The sequence below is a fragment of the Kitasatospora sp. NPDC056446 genome (assembly GCF_042796115.1).
Classification (GTDB): Bacteria; Actinomycetota; Actinomycetes; order Streptomycetales; family Streptomycetaceae; genus Kitasatospora.
Genome location: NZ_JBHTRF010000035.1, coordinates 40,506 through 58,297, shown reverse-complemented (window position 1 = coordinate 58,297; position 17,792 = coordinate 40,506). Strand labels below are relative to the sequence as shown.

The 17,792-nt window shown below is 72.6% G+C and carries 11 protein-coding genes; 6 read left to right on the top strand and 5 right to left on the bottom strand.

Features of this window, described 5'->3' with window-relative positions:
• Positions 1-70 precede the first annotated feature (70 nt).
• On the bottom strand, positions 71-1,075 hold the full coding sequence (dapD, locus tag ACFQ6N_RS22290; RefSeq protein WP_380651587.1) for a 2,3,4,5-tetrahydropyridine-2,6-dicarboxylate N-succinyltransferase: 1,005 nt from the start codon (positions 1,073-1,075) through the stop codon (positions 71-73).
• Positions 1,076-1,233: 158 nt separating this feature from the next.
• Here dapD and ACFQ6N_RS22285 point away from each other — a divergent pair, with 158 nt between their 5' ends.
• The 3 genes from ACFQ6N_RS22285 (at position 1,234) to argF (ending at position 6,845) form a co-directional block, all read left to right on the top strand.
• Positions 1,234-2,934, top strand: a complete 1,701-nt coding sequence (locus ACFQ6N_RS22285) for a 3' terminal RNA ribose 2'-O-methyltransferase Hen1 (RefSeq protein WP_380651585.1) — start codon at positions 1,234-1,236, stop codon at positions 2,932-2,934.
• The gene (locus ACFQ6N_RS22280) at positions 2,931-5,636 is read left to right on the top strand and encodes a polynucleotide kinase-phosphatase (protein ID WP_380651582.1); all 2,706 of its coding nucleotides are present in this window, start codon (positions 2,931-2,933) and stop codon (positions 5,634-5,636) included. Before ACFQ6N_RS22285 ends, ACFQ6N_RS22280 begins: the two co-directional genes overlap by 4 nt.
• A 207-nt stretch (positions 5,637-5,843) precedes the next feature.
• The gene (argF, locus tag ACFQ6N_RS22275; protein WP_380651579.1) at positions 5,844-6,845 is read left to right on the top strand and encodes an ornithine carbamoyltransferase; all 1,002 of its coding nucleotides are present in this window, start codon (positions 5,844-5,846) and stop codon (positions 6,843-6,845) included.
• Between the two features lie 76 nt (positions 6,846-6,921).
• On the opposite strand, the gene ACFQ6N_RS22270 is transcribed toward argF, so the two are convergent.
• Together ACFQ6N_RS22270 and ACFQ6N_RS22265 are read right to left on the bottom strand one after the other, a co-directional pair.
• Entirely contained in the window at positions 6,922-7,455 is a 534-nt protein-coding gene (locus tag ACFQ6N_RS22270; protein ID WP_380651576.1) for a superoxide dismutase family protein, read from the bottom strand.
• Between the two features lie 104 nt (positions 7,456-7,559).
• The gene (locus ACFQ6N_RS22265; RefSeq protein ID WP_380651574.1) at positions 7,560-7,967 is read right to left on the bottom strand and encodes a type II toxin-antitoxin system VapC family toxin; all 408 of its coding nucleotides are present in this window, start codon (positions 7,965-7,967) and stop codon (positions 7,560-7,562) included.
• A gap of 398 nt (positions 7,968-8,365) precedes the next feature.
• Between ACFQ6N_RS22265 and acnA the strand changes: the two genes are divergently transcribed.
• Positions 8,366-11,041: an aconitate hydratase AcnA gene (gene acnA / locus ACFQ6N_RS22260; protein WP_380651571.1), complete on the top strand. Its 2,676-nt coding sequence runs from the start codon at positions 8,366-8,368 to the stop codon at positions 11,039-11,041.
• Positions 11,042-11,239: 198 nt separating this feature from the next.
• Positions 11,240-12,547, top strand: a complete 1,308-nt coding sequence (locus tag ACFQ6N_RS22255) for a glycoside hydrolase family 18 protein (protein WP_380651568.1) — start codon at positions 11,240-11,242, stop codon at positions 12,545-12,547.
• 129 nt (positions 12,548-12,676) lie between these two features.
• Here the strand turns inward: ACFQ6N_RS22255 and pepN are convergent, their stop codons facing one another.
• Positions 12,677-15,241: an aminopeptidase N gene (gene pepN, locus ACFQ6N_RS22250; protein WP_380651564.1), complete on the bottom strand. Its 2,565-nt coding sequence runs from the start codon at positions 15,239-15,241 to the stop codon at positions 12,677-12,679.
• 226 nt (positions 15,242-15,467) lie between these two features.
• Here pepN and ACFQ6N_RS22245 point away from each other — a divergent pair, with 226 nt between their 5' ends.
• Complete coding sequence (locus ACFQ6N_RS22245; protein WP_380651561.1) at positions 15,468-16,100, top strand: DsbA family protein; 633 nt, start codon at positions 15,468-15,470, stop codon at positions 16,098-16,100.
• A gap of 74 nt (positions 16,101-16,174) precedes the next feature.
• Here ACFQ6N_RS22245 and ACFQ6N_RS22240 read toward each other — a convergent pair whose 3' ends face one another.
• Positions 16,175-17,587, bottom strand: coding sequence for an amino acid permease (locus tag ACFQ6N_RS22240; RefSeq protein WP_380651558.1), 1,413 nt, complete (start codon positions 17,585-17,587; stop codon positions 16,175-16,177).
• Positions 17,588-17,792: the final 205 nt, after the last annotated feature.

The window sequence follows — 17,792 nt, the reverse complement described above, 5'->3', positions numbered from 1 at the left end:
CGGACCGCCCGTCACGCGAGCGGGGCCCGGCACCGTCCGGTACCGGGCCCCGACGGACTCTGCCCGCAGGTCAGTTGTGGGCGTGCAGGTCGGCGTTCAGGCCGCCCCAGGAGCCGGAGCGGGCGATGACCTCGACCGCGCCGGTCTGCGAGTTGCGGCGGAACAGCAGGTTGTCCTGGCCGGACAGCTCGACGGCCTTGGCCACCGTGCCGTTCGGGGTGGTCACCCGGGTGCCGGCGGTGACGTAGAGGCCGGCCTCGACCACGCAGTCGCTGCCGAGCGAGATGCCGATGCCCGCGTTGGCGCCGAGCAGGCAGCGCTCGCCGACCGAGACGACCTGCTTGCCGCCGCCGGACAGGGTGCCCATGATCGAGGCGCCGCCGCCGATGTCGCTGTGGTCGCCGACCACGACGCCCGCGCTGATCCGGCCTTCGACCATGGAGGTGCCCAGCGTGCCGGCGTTGAAGTTGACGAAGCCCTCGTGCATCACGGTGGTGCCGACGGCCAGGTGCGCGCCGAGCCGGACGCGGTCGGCGTGGGCGATGCGCACACCGGTCGGGGCGACGTAGTCGGTCATCCGCGGGAACTTGTCGATCCCGTACACGGCCAGCTGGCCGCCCTGGGCGCGCACGGCGAGGCGGGCCTGCTCGACCTTGTCCACCGGGACGGGGCCGATGCTGGTCCACGCGACGTTGGCCAGCAGGCCGAAGATGCCGTCCAGGTTCTGGCCGTGCGGCTTGACCAGGCGGTGGCTGAGCAGGTGCAGGCGCAGGTACACGTCGTGCGTGTCGAGCGGCTTCTCGTCCAGCGAGGAGATGGTGGTGCGCACGGCGACCACCTCGACGCCGCGGCGCGCGTCGGCGCGCAGCGCCTCGGCGGCGCCGGCGCCGAGCTCGGCCTCGGCCTGCTCGGCGGTCAGGCGGACGGTCCCGGCCGGGCCGGGCTCGGCGGCGAGCGCGGGGGCGGGGTACCAGGTGTCGAGGACGGTGCCGTCGGCGGCGATGGTGGCCAGACCGGCGGCCACGGCGCCGTTCGCCGGGGCGGTGGATTCGAGCGAGGTGGATTCAGCAGTCACACCGTGCACGTTAACCAATGCGGGGCCCCGCTGCCGAACACGCCCACCGTGCGAACGCGCCCAGGGCGCGGGCACACCCGGAGGACCTCCCGGCAGGCCGGGGGCCGGACGGGAAAACCCGGTGCTCAGGGCACGAATCCTGGGCAATACTTCGGCGGGTGTTCATGTCGATCTCCACCACCGGCAGCGCCGAGAATCCGGCCACGGATCTCGGGTTCCTGCTGCACAAGCACCCCGGCAAGGTCCAGCGGTTCGCGACGTCGCACGGCGAGGCCCACGTCTTCTACCCCGAGGCGGAGGACGAGTCCTGCACGGCGGCACTGCTGCTGGACATCGACCCGGTCGCGCTGGTCCGCAAGGGCCGGGGCGACGGCAAGGGCCGCGGCGGCTCGCCCGACTTCGCGCTCGCCCAGTACGTCAACGACCGCCCGTACGCCGCGTCCTCGCTGCTCGCGGTGGCGCTGCGGACGGTGTTCAGGTCCGCGATGAAGGGCGCCTGCCCGGCCCGCCCCGAACTGCCCGGGCAGGCCCGCCCGCTGCGGATCGAGCTGCCCGCCGTGCCCGCGAACGGCGCGGGCGAGGGCGGCGGCCCGGCGATGGTGGCCCGGCTGTTCGAGCCGCTGGGCTGGCGGGTCGAGGCGACGGCGATCCCGCTGGACGAGGCGTTCCCGGACTGGGGCGACTCCCGGTACGTGCGGATCGCGCTCGCCTCCGAGACCGTACGGCTCGCCGACGCGCTCCAGCAGCTGTACGTGCTGCTGCCGGTGCTGGACGGCGCCAAGCACTACTGGGTCGCCCCGGACGAGGTCGACAAGCTGCTCGCCGCGGGCGAGGGCTGGCTGGCCGCCCACCCGGAGCGCGCCCTGATCACCCGTCGCTACCTCGCCCGGCGCTGGTCGCTGACCCGGACCGCGATGGAGCGCCTGGAGCTGGCCCGGCTGGCGGAGGCGGACGACCGCGAGGTCGAGGAGGTCGACAACGCGGTCGACGACCGGCCGGAGGAGGAGACCGGGGCCACCGCGGCCTCGCCCGCCACCGGGGCCACCGAGCCCGCCACCGAGGCCGCCGAGTCCGCCCGGGCCACCGGCCGCGGCGGGCAGGGCCCGGCGGCGGAGAAGGAGCCCCGCGGCCCCTCCCTCGCCGAGCAGCGCCGCACCGCGATCCTCGACGCCCTGCGCGAGTCGGGCGCCACCCGCGTGGCCGACCTCGGCTGCGGCCAGGGCGAGCTGATCGGCGAGCTGCTGAAGGACGCCCGCTTCACCGAGATCCTCGGCGTGGACGTGTCCGTGCGGGCGCTCCAGGCGGCGGACCGCAAGCTGCGCCTGGAGCGGCTGCCGGAGCGGCAGGCGGCCCGGGTGAAGCTGGCGCAGGGTGCGCTGACGTACACCGACGCCCGGCTGAAGGGCTTCGACGCGGCGGTGCTGTGCGAGGTGATCGAGCACCTGGACCTGCCGAGGCTGCCCGCACTGGAGTACGCCGTGTTCGGCGCCGCCCGTCCGAGGGCGGTCGTGGTGACCACGCCGAACGCCGAGTACAACGTCCGGTGGGAGACCCTGCCGGCGGGCAGTGTCCGGCACGCCGACCACCGCTTCGAGTGGTCCCGGGCCGAGTTCGGCGCCTGGGCCGAGAAGGTCGCGGCGGCCTACGGCTACTCCGTGGTGCTGCGCCCGGTCGGCCCGGAGGACGAGGAGGTCGGCGCGCCGACCCAGCTCGCCCTGTTCCGCACCGCCGAGCCGGCCGCCGAGCACACCGCCGGCCTGGCCACCGCCGAGTCGACCGCCGGCCCGCAGCCGACCACCGAGCCGGCCGCCGAGCACACCGCCGACCCGACGACGCCCGAAGGAGGCGAACCCCGATGACCGACGCCGCATCCGGCGGGACCACCGAGCCCACCGACACCACCGAGCCCACCGACACCACCGAGCCCACCGACACCACCGCGACCACCGACACCACCGAGCCGACCGCGGCCCCGGCGGCCACCGAGCCCACCGCGGCCCCCCGCAGCCTCCCGGTCACCGACGTCTCCCTCGTCGTCCTGGTCGGCACCAGCGGCGCGGGCAAGTCCACCTTCGCCCGCCGCCACTTCCTGCCGACCCAGGTCGTGTCCTCCGACTTCTGCCGAGGCCTGGTCTCCGACGACGAGAACGACCAGTCCGCCTCCGCCGAGGCCTTCGACCTCCTGCACTACATCGTCGGCAAGCGCCTGGCGGCCGGCCGGCTGACCGTCGTGGACGCCACCAACGTCCAGCCCGAGGCCCGTCGTCAGCTGGTGCGGATCGCCCGCGAGCACGACGTGCTGCCGATCGCGATCGTCCTGGACGTCCCGCCGGGGGTGTGCGCCGAGCGCAACCGTTCCCGTCCGGACCGTCAGCTGCCGCCGCACGTCATCCCGCGTCAGAACCGCGAGCTGCGCCGTTCGCTGCGCGGTCTGGAGCGCGAGGGCTTCCGCAAGGTGCACATCCTGCGCGGCGAGGCCGAGGTGGCGTCGGCCGGGATCGAGCTGGAGAAGCGCTACAACGACCTGCGCCACCTCAGCGGCCCGTTCGACATCGTCGGCGACATCCACGGTTGCCGCTCCGAGCTGGAGACCCTGCTGACCCGCCTCGGCTACGCCCTCACCCGGGACGCCGAGGGCCGCCCGGTGGACGCGGCGCACCCCGGGGGCCGGACCGCGGTCTTCGTCGGCGACCTGGTCGACCGCGGCCCGGACACCCCGGGCGTGCTGCGCCTGGTGATGGGCATGGTGGCGGCGGGCCACGCCGTCTGCGTGCCGGGCAACCACGAGAACAAGCTCGGCCGCGCGCTGGACGGCAAGAAGGTCACCGTCTCGCACGGCCTCCAGGAGTCGCTGGACCAGTTGGCCGGCGAGAGCGAGGAGTTCAGGACCGAGGTGCGCGCGTTCATGCGCGACCTGGTCAGCCACTACCTGCTGGACGGCGGCGCCCTGGTGGTCTGCCACGCCGGTCTGCCGGAGAAGTACCACGGCCGCAACTCCGGCCGGGTCCGCTCGCACGCGCTCTACGGGGAGACGACCGGCGAGACCGACGAGTACGGCCTGCCGGTGCGCTACCCGTGGGCGGAGGAGTACCGCGGCCGGGCGCTGGTGGTCTACGGCCACACCCCGGTGCCGACCGCGAGCTTCGTCAACAACACCATCTGCCTGGACACCGGCTGCGTCTTCGGCGGCAGCCTGACCGCGCTGCGCTACCCGGAGCGCGAGCTGGTGTCCGTCGAGGCCGAGCGCGAGTGGTACGCCCCGGTGCGTCCGCTGATCAGCGACGCGCCGGGCGCCCGCGAGGGCCGTCCGCTGGACCTCGCCGACGTGGCCGGGCGCCGGACCGTGGAGACCGGCCTGCACGGGCGGGTCGCGGTCCGGGAGGAGAACGCGGCGGCCGCGCTGGAGGTGATGAGCCGCTTCGCGCTGGACCCGAGGCTGCTCGCCTACCTGCCGCCGACCATGGCGCCGAGCGCGACCTCCCGCCGGGACGGCTACCTGGAGCACCCGGAGGAGGCCTTCCTCTCATACCGCGCGGACGGCGTGCGCCACCTGGTGTGCGAGGAGAAGCACATGGGCTCGCGCGCGGTGCTGCTGGTCGGCCGGGACGAGGCCGCCCTGGAGGAGCGCTTCGGCGTGGCCGGCCCCGGCGCGATCTGGACCCGGACCGGCCGCGCGTTCCTCGACGACGACGGGCTGACCGCCGCCGTGCTCGGCCGGGTCCGGGCGGCGGCGGAGCGCGCCGGGCTCTTCGAGGAGCTGGGCACCGGCTGGCTGCTGCTGGACGCCGAGCTGATGCCGTGGTCGCTGAAGGCGGTGGGGCTGCTGCGCCGCCAGTACGCGGCGGTCGGCGCGGCGGCGGGCGCCGTCCTGCCGGAGGTGCTGTCGGCGCTGGACCGGGCGGCCAGCCGCGGCCTGGACCTGGCCGAGTTGACCGCCCGCCAGCGGCAGCGCTCCGCCGACGCGCGGGCGTTCACCGAGGCCTACCGGCGCTACTGCTGGCCGACCGAGGGCCTGTCGGGCATCCGGCTGGCGCCGTTCCAGCTGCTGGCGGCCGAGCGGGTGAACCTGGCGGTGCGCCCGCACGACGAGCACCTGGCCTGGATCGACCGCCTGGTCGCGGCCGACGACGGGGCGGAGCCCGTGCTGCACCGCACCGGGCGGATCCTGGTGGACACCGAGGACGAGGCCTCGACGGCCGCCGCCACCGCCTGGTGGGAGGAGCTGACCGGCGCGGGCGGCGAGGGCATGGTGGTCAAGCCGCTGGCCTCGCTGGTGCGGACCTCGCGCGGCGAGGGCCGGCCGGGCGGCCTGGTGCAGCCCGGGGTGAAGGTGCGCGGCCGGGAGTACCTGCGGATCATCTACGGACCGGACTACACGGAGCACCTCGACCGGCTGCGGCAGCGCACGCTGGGCCACAAGCGCTCGCTGGCGCTGCGCGAGTACGCGCTGGGCCTGGAGGCGCTGGACCGGCTGGCGGCGGACGAGCCGCTGTGGCGGGTGCACGAGGCGGTGTTCGCGGTGCTGGCGCTGGAGTCCGAGCCGGTGGACCCGCGCCTGTAGCGGCGGACGGCCCCGGGGCGCTCCGGCCTCGGGGTGCTCCGGCCTCGGGGTGCTCCGCCCGGCCCCGGAGCACCGCCAGGGCCGGACCACGGCGGAGGGGAGTCCCGACGGGGGCTCCCCTCACCCGCCGGGCTTCTGTATAGAAATTCCGAGTGTCGTATATACTTGCCAGCCTTCCCCCTCATCCCGTCACACCAGGAGCCCGGCATGGCCTTCAACCTCCGGAACAGGCACTTCCTCAAGGAGCTCGACTTCACGCCCCAGGAGTTCCGCTTCCTGGTGGACCTCGCCGCCGGGCTCAAGGCGGCGAAGTACGCGGGCACCGAGCAGCCCCGGCTGCGCGGCAAGAACATCGCGCTGATCTTCGAGAAGACCTCCACGCGCACCCGCTGCGCCTTCGAGGTCGCCGCCCACGACCAGGGCGCCACCACCACCTACCTGGACCCGGCGGCCTCGCAGATCGGCCACAAGGAGTCCATCAAGGACACCGCCCGGGTGCTCGGCCGGATGTTCGACGGCATCGAGTACCGGGGCCACGGCCAGGAGGTCGTCGAGGAGCTCGCCGCGCACGCCGGGGTCCCGGTCTGGAACGGCCTCACCGACGAGTGGCACCCCACCCAGATGCTGGCCGACGTGCTCACCGTCACCGAGCACACCGTCAAGCCGCTCGCCGACGTCGCCCTCGCCTACCTCGGCGACGCCCGCTCCAACATGGGCAACTCGCTGCTGGTCACCGGCGCCCTGCTCGGCATGGACATCCGGATCGTCGCCCCGCGCTCGCTCTGGCCGACCGAGGACGTGCAGAAGTCGGCGCAGGCCCTGGCCGAGTCGACGGGCGCCCGGATCACCCTCACCGAGGACGTGGCCGAGGGCGTCGCCGGCGCGGACTTCCTCTACACCGACGTCTGGGTCTCGATGGGCGAGCCCAAGGAGGTCTGGGCCGAGCGGATCGAGCAGCTCAAGCCCTACCAGGTCTCCATGGACACCGTCCGGGCCACCGGCAACCCGGCCGTGAAGTTCCTGCACTGCCTGCCCGCCTTCCACGACCTCGGCACCGTGGTCGGGCAGCAGATGTACGAGGAGACCGGCATGACCGAGCTGGAGTGCACCGACGAGCTGTTCGAGTCGCCGCACTCCATCGTGTTCGACCAGGCCGAGAACCGCCTGCACACCATCAAGGCGGTCCTGGTCGCCACCCTGGGCTCCTGAGGGACCGCGGCCCGCTCCTGGGCCGTCCCCGCCCTCGCCCCCGGCCCCGCGCCGTCCCCGGTTCCGGCTCCTCGGGTCAGTGCTCCAGCTTGACGCAGGCCACCCGGTCGCCCGCCGCGTGCGGGCCGGCCGGGGTGCCCGCGTGCAGCACCAGGGAGCGCGCCTCGCCCGGCCGCGGCTGCCAGTCCACCGCGGTCGTCGCGGTGCCCCTGCCCTGGGCGTCGGTGCGCAGCACCAGCCGCAGCTCGTTGCGCTCGTTGGCGTACGCCGGGTCGGTGGACGGCTGCGCGGGGTCGACCGCGTTCTGGTAGTGCGGCCCGGAGGAGGCCGGGTCGGCCCCGCAGCTCCCGGTGTGCAGGTGGACCGGGAACTCGTGGTCGGGGGCGAGTCCGGACGCCGTCAGGGTGAGCGCCGTCCGCCAGGGCACCGAGCGGTCGGTGACGACCCGGACGTGCGAGCCGTACGGCACCAGGTCGACCGCGTAGCTGATGGCGGCCGGCGCGACGAAGGCGGTGGCCGGGTCGAAGTCGGCGTCGGCGACGGAGACCGGCGAGGCGGCGGGGGTGAGCAGGGCCAGCGGCAGCAGGGCGGCGGCGAGCGGAGCGGTCATCGGTCGGGCCTTCCGGGGGCAGGGCGACGGTCACCCTGCTAACGGCGCCGGCCCGGTAAGGACACCGCCGTCCACCTCGACGGCCGCGTCCTCGGACCGCGTCCTCAGGCCGGGTCGCGCCGGATCCCGCGGATCTCGCAGCGCGGCCCGCTGGCCCGCATCAGCCGCAGGTCGGCGGTGACCAGTGGCGCCCCGTACCGTTCGGCGACCGCGACGTAGGCGGCGTCGTCCGGGGTCAGGTTGTCCTTGAGTTCCCAGATCCGGCCGAGCAGCGGTGCCACCTCGATCTTGCGGATCGCCACTGCGGCCAGCTCGCCGGTGAGTTCGGAGACGCGCTCGGCGGTCAGTTCCTTGGCGAGGTAGAGGCCGCGCAGCGACTGCATCACCTCGACCACGATGTGCTCGGGTGCGAGCCATTCGCCGTCGGAGGCGAGTTCGGCCCGGGCGGCGGTCCCGCGCGGTCCCTCGTCGGCCAGGGCCAGTACCAGCGCGGATGCGTCCACCACGATCATCAGTCGGTTCCTGTCCGTCCCGGTGCGTCGATTCGCCCGTCACCGTACCGGGACGGCCGCCGCCCCCCGCTTCCCGGTCCGCCCCCGGCCGCTTCCCGGGCCCGCCCCCGGCCGGGACTCCGGGGCGGCCGCGACGGGGAGCGCGAGGGGAACCATGATGGGAACCGCGACGGGAACCGCGCTGATGCACCCGGCGCGGCCCGGACGACCAGTGAGTCACGGCATGCACTATGGTTTATCTCGACATCGAGATAACTGGCCTTTACGATATATCTCGACATCAAGATACTTGCCGAGAGGCGCTCACCGGCGATGCGGGCAAGGCAAGCCTAAGTAAGGCTGACCTTACCACCGCGTGGCGGCCGGATACCGCACGAAGCACCCAGAAGGAGTCAGTCGTGTCCGCGAACAGCTTCGACGCCCGCAGCTCGCTGCAGGTGGGCGACGAGTCGTACGAGATCTTCAAGCTCTCCGCCGTCGAGGGTTCCGAGCGGCTGCCGTACAGCCTCAAGGTGCTGCTGGAGAACCTGCTCCGCACGGAGGACGGCGCGAACATCACCGCCGACCACATCCGCGCGCTCGGGAACTGGGACAACAACGCCCAGCCGAGCCAGGAGATCCAGTTCACCCCGGCCCGCGTGATCATGCAGGACTTCACCGGTGTGCCGTGCGTGGTCGACCTCGCCACCATGCGTGAGGCCGTCAAGGAGCTGGGCGGCGACCCGGCCAAGATCAACCCGCTGGCCCCGGCCGAGCTGGTCATCGACCACTCGGTCATCGCCGACAAGTTCGGCACCAAGGACGCGTTCACCCAGAACGTCGAGATCGAGTACGGCCGCAACAAGGAGCGCTACCAGTTCCTGCGCTGGGGCCAGACCGCCTTCGACGAGTTCAAGGTCGTCCCGCCGGGCACCGGCATCGTCCACCAGGTGAACATCGAGCACCTGGCCCGCACGGTCATGGTCCGCGGCGGCCAGGCCTACCCGGACACCTGCGTCGGCACCGACTCGCACACCACCATGGTCAACGGCCTGGGCGTGCTGGGCTGGGGCGTCGGCGGCATCGAGGCCGAGGCGGCCATGCTCGGCCAGCCGGTCTCCATGCTGATCCCGCGCGTGGTCGGCTTCAAGCTGACCGGTGAGCTGCCGGCCGGCACCACCGCCACCGACCTGGTGCTCACCATCACCGAGATGCTGCGCAAGCACGGTGTGGTCGGCAAGTTCGTCGAGTTCTACGGCGACGGCATCGGCTCCATCCCGCTGGCCAACCGCGCCACCATCGGCAACATGTCGCCGGAGTTCGGTTCGACCTGCGCGATCTTCCCGATCGACGCCGAGACCATCAACTACCTCAAGCTCACCGGCCGCGACGCGCAGCAGCTCGCCCTGGTCGAGGCGTACGCCAAGGAGCAGGGCCTCTGGCACGACCCGTCGGTCGAGCCGGTCTACTCCGAGTACCTGGAGCTGGACGTCTCCACCGTCGTCCCGTCGATCTCCGGCCCGAAGCGCCCGCAGGACCGCGTGATCCTGGCCGAGGCCGCCGAGCGGTTCGCCGAGGCGCTGCCGACGTACTCCGCCGAGGCCTCGAAGCCGACCGCCGTCACCGCCCCCGACGGCTCGACCTACGAGATCGACAACGGCGCGGTCGTGATCGCCTCGATCACCTCCTGCACCAACACCTCCAACCCCTCCGTCATGCTGGGCGCCGCCCTGCTGGCGAAGAAGGCCGTGGAGAAGGGCCTGACCGTCAAGCCGTGGGTCAAGACCACCCTGGCGCCGGGCTCCAAGGTCGTCATGGACTACTACGAGAAGGCCGGCCTCCTCCCGTACATGGAGAAGCTGGGCTTCAACCTGGTCGGCTACGGCTGCGTCACCTGCATCGGCAACTCGGGCCCGCTGCCCGAGGAGGTCTCGGCCGCCGTCAACGAGGCCGACCTGGCGGTCGTCTCGGTGCTCTCCGGCAACCGCAACTTCGAGGGCCGGATCAACCCGGACGTCAAGATGAACTACCTGGCCTCCCCGCCGCTGGTGGTCGCCTACGCCCTCGCCGGCAACATGAACATCGACATCACCAGGGACGCCCTGGGCCAGGACGCCGACGGCAACGACGTCTTCCTCGCCGACATCTGGCCGACCGAGCAGGAGGTCGCCGACACCGTCGCCGGCTCCATCGACGAGGCCATGTTCGACAAGGGCTACCAGGACGTCTTCGCGGGCGACCACCGCTGGCAGTCGCTCCCGGTCCCGACCGGCAACACCTTCGAGTGGGACGCCGAGTCCACCTACGTCCGCAAGCCCCCGTACTTCGAGGGCATGGCCAAGACCCCGAGCCCGGTCAGCGACATCGCCGGCGCCCGCGTCCTGGCCAAGCTGGGCGACTCGGTCACCACCGACCACATCTCCCCGGCCGGCAACATCAAGCCGGGCACCCCGGCGGCGCAGTACCTGACCGCCAACGGTGTCGAGAAGCGCGACTTCAACTCCTACGGTTCCCGTCGTGGCAACCACGAGGTGATGATCCGCGGCACCTTCGCCAACATCCGCCTGCGCAACCAGATCGCGCCGGGCACCGAGGGCGGCTACACCCGCGACTTCACCCGGTCCGCCGAAGGTGACGGGGGGGCGCCGGTGTCGTTCATCTACGACGCCTCGCAGAACTACCAGGCCGCCGGCGTCCCGCTGGTCGTCCTGGCCGGCAAGGAGTACGGCTCCGGCTCGTCCCGCGACTGGGCCGCCAAGGGCACCGCGCTGCTGGGCGTCAAGGCCGTCATCGCCGAGTCGTACGAGCGCATCCACCGCTCGAACCTGATCGGCATGGGCGTCCTGCCGCTGCAGTTCCCGGAGGGCGAGAACGCCGACTCCCTCGGCCTGACCGGCGAGGAGACCTTCTCCTTCACCGGCGTGACCGAGCTCAACGAGGGCCGCACCCCGAAGACCGTCAAGGTCACGGCGGTCGGCGCCGACGGCACCGCCAAGGAGTTCGACGCGGTCGTCCGCATCGACACCCCCGGTGAGGCGGACTACTACCGCAACGGCGGCATCCTGCAGTACGTGCTGCGCTCGCTGATCGGCTGATCCGCTGATCGACTGACCGGGCACGGTGGCAGAAACCCACCCGCCCGGGGCCGAAGGGCCGGACCGCACCCGCGGTCCGGCCCTTTTGCATGCTGCGCCGACCAGGCCCGCCCTCTTGTGCGGTGAACGGCAGATGGACTAAACCTCTTTCCCATCTGGTCCAGACCATTTGACGCCGCTTCAGAGAACAGGTCCGGTATGCCCACTCGCGCCTCAGCCCTGCTCGCCGCCGCCACCGTCGCCGCGCTGCTCGCCGCCCCCGCCACCGCCCACGCCGACGACGGGAGGCACGGCCCGAAGCTGAAGGGCCAGCGGGTCGGCTACTTCACCCAGTGGGGGGCCGACAGCTCCGCCAAGCGGGTCCAGGAATCCGGCCAGGCGGCCAAGCTCACCGTGATCAACTACGCCTTCGGCAACGTCTCCGCCGACGGCACCTGCTTCGAGAGCAACGAATCCGGCCAGGGCGACGCCCACAACGACTACCAACGCGCCTTCTCCGCCGCCGAGTCGGTGGACGGCAGGGCCGACACCCCCGGCCAGCAGCTGAAGGGCCACTTCAACCAGCTGCGCAAGCTCAAGGCGAAGAACCCGCAGCTGCGCACGGTCATCTCGCTCGGCGGCTGGAGCTGGTCCAAGTACTTCTCGGACGCGGCCGCCACCGACGCCGCCCGCAAGAAGTTCGTCTCCTCCTGCATCGACCTCTACCTCAAGGGCGACGTGCCGGTCCTGCCCGGCTCCCCGGAAGGCGGCAGGGGCGCGGCCGCGGGCGTCTTCGACGGCATCGACATCGACTGGGAGTACCCGGGCGGCGGCGGGGACGCCGGCAACGTGGTCCGCCCCGAGGACGGGCGCAACTTCACCCTGCTGATGCGGGAGTTCCGCGACCAGCTGGACGCGCTGAGCGGGAAGAAGGGCAAGCACTACCTGCTCACCGCCGCCGTGGCCGCCAACGAGACCGTCGCCGACCGGCTCGAACTGCCCCAGCTGAGCGAGTCGGTGGACTGGCTCAACGTGATGACCTACGACCTGCACGGCCCCTGGGAGGGCAAGGGCCCGGCCAACCACCAGGCCAACCTCTACTCCGACCCGGCCGACCCGGACCCCCGCCGGCGCAGCGCCGACACGGCCGTCACGCACTACCAGGAGCGCGGCCTGCCCGCCGAGCAGCTCGTCCTCGGCGCCCCGCTGTACGGCCACGGCTGGACGGGCGTCGCCCCCGGCAAGCGCGGCGGCCTGTTCCAGAGCGCCACCGCCTCCGCGCCCGACCACTCGTACCGGGAGATCAACGCGCTGCCGGGCAAGGTCTACCTGGACCGCGACCACGGCGCGTCCTGGAAGTACGACGGCACCACCTTCTACAGCTACGACACCGCCGAGGTGCTCACCCAGAAGGCGCAGTACGCGCGCTGGAACGACCTGGGCGGCGTGATGGTCTGGTCGCTGGACGGCGACGACGACCGGGGCAGCGCGATCGCCGCCCTGGACCGCGGCCTGCGCCGCGGCTGACGCCCGCGCCGCCGATGCCCGCAGCGCCGGCGCCCACAGCGCCGACGCCCGCGGCTGACGCCGAAGGGCCCGCCGTGACGGTACACGGCGGGCCCTTCGGCTCTCACGGGGAGCGAGGCCCCTCGGGGCTCAGCCCCGGTCGCAGGCCTGCGCCCGCAGCGCGCGGGCCAGGTCGTCCCGGCGCTCCAGCACCAGGCGGCGCAGCGCCGGAGCGGCCTGCGGGTGCCCGTCGAGCCAGGCGTCGGCCTCGGCCAGGGTCTGCTCGTCGGTCCGGGTGCTCGGGAAGAAGCCGCCGACGAACCGGATCGCGATCTCGATGGTCCGCTCGGCCCAGACCTTCTCCAGCAGCTTGAAGTACGGGGCCGCGTAGAGGGCGGTCAGGTCGCGGTGGGCGGGCAGCGCGAAGCCCGCGATGTTGGCCTCGACCAGGGCGTTCGGCAGCTCGTCCGAGTCGACCACGGCCGACCAGGCGGCGGCCTTGGCCTCCGGGGTGGGCCGGGCGGCCAGGCACTGGGTGTACTGGCGCTTGCCGCCGGCGGTGTTGTCGGCGGCCAGTTCGGCGGCCAGTTCCTCGTCGGTGGCCTGGCCGGCGGCGGCCAGGGCCAGCCACAGCGCCCAGCGCAGCTCCTGGTCGACGGCCAGGCCGTCGATCCGGGCGCTGCCGGCCAGCAGGCCGCGGACCAGGCCGAGGTGCTCGGCGCCGCCCGCGGTCTGGGCCAGGAAGCGGGCCCAGGCCAGCTGGTGGTCGCTGCCGGGGACGGCCTCGCGCAGCTCGCGCAGGGCGCCGTCGGCGAGCAGCCGGCCGCCCTCGCCGCGCCAGGCCGGGTCGGCGTAGAAGTCGACGGCGGTCTTGGACTGGGCGTGCAGCGACTGGAGCACGCCGATGTTGCCCTCCTGGCCGGCGAAGCGCAGCACCAGGGCGACGTAGTCGCGGGCCGGCATCAGGCCGTCCCGGGTGATGTTCCAGACGGCGGACCAGGCGAGGGCGCGGGCCAGGTCGTCGCGGATGTCGCCGAGGCCGGTGCGCAGGGTCTCCAGCGAGTCCCCGTCGAAGCGGATCTTGCAGTAGGTCAGGTCGTCGTCGTTGAGCAGGACGAGCGCCGGGCGGGTGCGGCCGGCCGCCTCGGTGACGACGGTGCGGGCACCGGTGACGTCCAGCTCGATCCGCTCGGTGCGCACCAGGGCGCCGTCGGCGTCCCGGTCGTACAGGCCGATCGCGATCCGGTGCGGGCGCAGCACATCGCCGTCCTGGAGGACGGCCAGCTCGGTGATCCGGCCCTCGGCGTCGGTGGTGACCTGCGGGGTGAGCGCGTTGACGCCGGCGGTCTGCAGCCAGGCGGCGGCCCAGGTCTTGAGGTCGCGGCCGCTGGTCTCCTCCAGGATGTCCAGCAGGTCGGTGAGCTCGGTGTTGCCGAAGGCGTGGCGCTTGAAGTAGCGGCGGGCGCCTTCGAAGAAGGCCTCCGAACCGGCGTACGCCACCAGCTGCTTGAGGACGGAGGCGCCCTTGGCGTAGGTGATGCCGTCGAAGTTGAGCTTGGCGTCCTCGAGGTCGCGGATGTCCGCGGTGATCGGGTGCGTGGTGGGGAACTGGTCCTGCCGGTACGCCCAGGCCTTGCGCTGGTTGGCGAAGGTGACCCAGGCGGAGGAGTAGCGGGTGCGGGCGCCGATCAGGCCGTAGGAGCCCATGAAGTCGGCGAAGGACTCCTTCAGCCACAGGTCGTCCCACCAGCGCATGGTGACCAGGTCGCCGAACCACATGTGCGCCATCTCGTGCAGGATGACGTTCGCCCGGTTCTCGTAGGCGGCGTCGGTGACCTTCGAGCGGAAGACGAAGTCCTCGCGGAAGGTGACGCAGCCGGGGTTCTCCATGGCGCCGATGTTGTACTCGGGGACGAAGGCCTGGTCGTACTTGCCGAAGGGGTACGGGTAGTCGAAGGCCTCGTGGAAGAAGTCCAGCCCGAGCTTGGTGACGCCGAGGATCTCGTCCGCGTCGAAGTGCGGGGCGAGCGACTTGCGGCACATCGCGGAGAGCGGGATCTCCAGGGTGCTGCCGTCGGCGAGTTCGCGGCTGTAGTGGTCGCGGGCGACGTGGTACGGGCCGGCGACGACGGCGGTGAGGTAGGTGGAGATCGGCTTGGTCGGCGCGAACTCCCAGGTGCGGGCGCCGTCCTGCGCGGTGACGTCCTCGTGCGGGGCGTTGGACCACACGTCCCAGGCGGCCGGGGCGGTCACGGTGAAGGTGAACGGGGCCTTCAGGTCGGGCTGCTCGAAGGTCGCGAAGACCCGGCGGGCGTCGGCCGGCTCGAAGTGGGTGTAGAGGTAGGTCTCGCCGTCCGCCGGGTCGACGAAGCGGTGCAGGCCCTCGCCGGTGCGGCTGTAGGCGCAGTCCGCCTCGACGGTCAGCACGTTCTCGGCGGCCAGGCCGTCGACGTGCACCCGGGCGCCGTCGTAGGCGGCGGCCGGGTCGAGGGCGCGGCCGTTGAGGGTGACCGAGCGGACGGCCGGGGCGAGCAGGTCGAGGAAGGTGTCGGCGCCGGGCTGGGAGCAGCGGAAGGCGATCGTGGTGGTGGAGCGGAACGTGGCGGCCGCCGGGTCGGGGGCCGAGGTCACGTTCAACCGGACCCGGTAGCCGTCCACGGCCAGGATGCTGGCCCGCTGTCGGGCTTCGTCGCGGCTGAGGTTCTTGCCCGGCACGGCGGTACTCCTTTGTCCGGCTCGCACGGTGGTGCGCGGATGAGTGGTGCGGTCTCGGGGCGCGGTGTCGGCCGCGCACCCGGGGCCATCCTGTCACGCCCCTCGCCGCCGGTACCATTGCACAGACCGACGCGTCTCCTCCGGAATCAGCGGTGCCGGGCGGGTGTTGGGGCTCGGGGGTGGAATTCCCCCCTGCCCCGGATCACCTCACGAAGGACGACACGCAGTGACCACTGGCACTGAGCGCAAGACCGCCGACTTCTGGTTCGACCCGGCCTGCCCCTGGGCGTGGATGACCTCCCGCTGGCTGATCGAGGTTCAGCAGCTGCGCCCGGTCGACGTGCGCTGGCACGTGATGAGCCTGTCGGTGCTGAACGAGCACCGGGACCTCCCGGAGAAGTACCGCGAGCTGCTGGACAACGCCTGGGGCGCGGTGCGGGTGTGCGTCGCCGCCGCCGAGCAGCACGGCGAGGAGGTGCTGGGCCGGCTCTACACGGAGCTGGGCCTGCGCTTCCACAACCAGGGCCTGCCGCAGAACCGGGAGACCATAACCGCCGCCCTGGTGGCGGCGGGGCTGCCCGCGGAGCTGGCGGACGCGGCCGGCACGGACGCCCACGACGAGGCCCTGCGCGCCTCCCACAAGGAGGGCATCACCCTGGTCGGCGAGGACGTCGGCACCCCGGTGATCGCGGTCGAGGGCGTGGACGGCGAGCGGGTCGCCTTCTTCGGCCCGGTCGTCACCCCGGCGCCGAAGGGCGAGGCCGCGGCCCGGCTGTGGGACGGCACCCTGCTGGTGGCCTCCACCCCCGGCTTCTACGAGATCAAGCGCACCCGGACGGACGGTCCGTCCTTCGAGTAGTCCCGGCGCCCGGCAGGGCGACGCGAAGGGGCCCGGTACCGCTCGCGGTACCGGGCCCCTTCGCGTGCGGGGACTCAGCCGGCGGCGGCGTCCCGGCGCTGCTTGAGCAGGCCGACGGTGACCAGCACCGCGACCAGCACCCCGGCCGCGTACAACTGCTGCCGGTTGCCCTCGGTGGTGGTCATCAGCGCGAGGATGCCGGCCACGCCGGCCATTGCGACCCAGGTCAGGTACGGGTAGCCCCACATCTTGACGGTGAGCAGCTCGGGCGCCTCGCGCTCCAGCCGGCGGCGCATCCGCAGCTGGACCGCGCAGATGAACAGCCAGACCACCAGGATCGCCACACCGGTGGTGTTCATCAGCCAGGTGAACACGGTGTCCGGCCAGAACTTCGAGGCCAGCACGGCGCCGAAGCCGAACAGGCAGGAGGCCAGCACGGCCCGGCGCGGCACCCCGCCGCTGACCTTGGCCAGCGCCTTGGGGCCCTGGCCGCGGCCGACCAGCGAGTACGCCATCCGGGAGGCGCCGTAGATGTTGGCGTTCATCGCGGACAGCAGCGCGATCAGCACCACGACCTGCATGATCGTCCCGGCGCCGGGCACCCCGAGGTGGCGCAGCACGGTGACGTACGGGCCGTCGGCGACGACCGCCGGGTCCTTCCAGGAGACCAGGGTGACCACCAGCGCCATCGAGCCGATGTAGAAGATCGCGATCCGCCACACCGCGGTGCGCACGGCGTTGGCGACGTTCTTCTTGGGGTCGTCGGACTCGGCGGCGGCGATGGTCACGGTCTCCAGGCCGCCGTAGGCGAAGACGGAGGCGAGCAGGCCGACGATCAGCCCGCTGACACCGGTGGGCAGGAAGCCGCCGTGGCCGGTGAGGTTGGCCGTGCCGGGGGCGCCGGGGCCGATCACCCCGGCGATGCCGAGCCCGCCGAGGACCAGGAAGGCGATGATCGCGGCGACCTTGACGGTGGCGAACCAGAACTCGAACTCGCCGAAGTTCTTCACCGCGGTGAGGTTGCTGGCGCAGAAGAAGACCATGAACAGGGCGACCCACACCCAGGAGGAGACGCCCGGCACCCAGCCGTTGACGATCTTCCCGGCGGCGGTGGCCTCGGCGGCGACGCCACAGCAGAGCATCACCCAGTACATCCAGCCCGCGGTGATGCCGGCCCAGGGGCCGATCTCCTTCTCGGCGTGCACCGAGAACGAGCCGGAGGCGGGGCGGGCCGCGGACATCTCGCCGAGCATCCGCATGATCAGCATGACCAGCAGGCCGGAGAGCACGAAGGCCAGGATGATCGCCGGCCCCGCGGCCGCGATGCCCGCGCCGGAGCCGACGAAGAGGCCCGCGCCGATCACGCCGCCGAGGGCGATCATCGACAGGTGGCGCTGCTTCAGCCCGTGCGAGAGCTGCTGGCCGCCGGGTGCCGGGGGAGTGGCGTCGGTGGTCCCGGACGCCGGGGGCGCGGAGGTGGGGGCCATAGGGGTGGATCCAGACTGTGCGGTATGCGGCATGAGCTGTCCAATATCCGGGGACACCTCTGTTCATGCCAAGAATGTCCGGTCCGGGCCCACATTGCGGACCGCCCCGCGACACAGGGTGACGCCAGGGCAACCCTGTGTCGTTCCCGGACGGTTCCGACAACGGCCGAGGGCGGTGCTTTGTCCGAAACCGTGCAGGTCGGGC

Coding starts and splice junctions, on each gene's coding strand:
- argF (WP_380651579.1), top strand. CDS start 5,844: ATGGCCTTCAACCTCCGGAACAGGCACTTCCTCAAGGAGCTCGACTTC.
- ACFQ6N_RS22240 (WP_380651558.1), bottom strand. CDS start 17,587: ATGGCCCCCACCTCCGCGCCCCCGGCGTCCGGGACCACCGACGCCACT.
- ACFQ6N_RS22265 (WP_380651574.1), bottom strand. CDS start 7,967: ATGATCGTGGTGGACGCATCCGCGCTGGTACTGGCCCTGGCCGACGAG.
- ACFQ6N_RS22280 (WP_380651582.1), top strand. CDS start 2,931: ATGACCGACGCCGCATCCGGCGGGACCACCGAGCCCACCGACACCACC.
- ACFQ6N_RS22270 (WP_380651576.1), bottom strand. CDS start 7,455: ATGACCGCTCCGCTCGCCGCCGCCCTGCTGCCGCTGGCCCTGCTCACC.
- ACFQ6N_RS22255 (WP_380651568.1), top strand. CDS start 11,240: ATGCCCACTCGCGCCTCAGCCCTGCTCGCCGCCGCCACCGTCGCCGCG.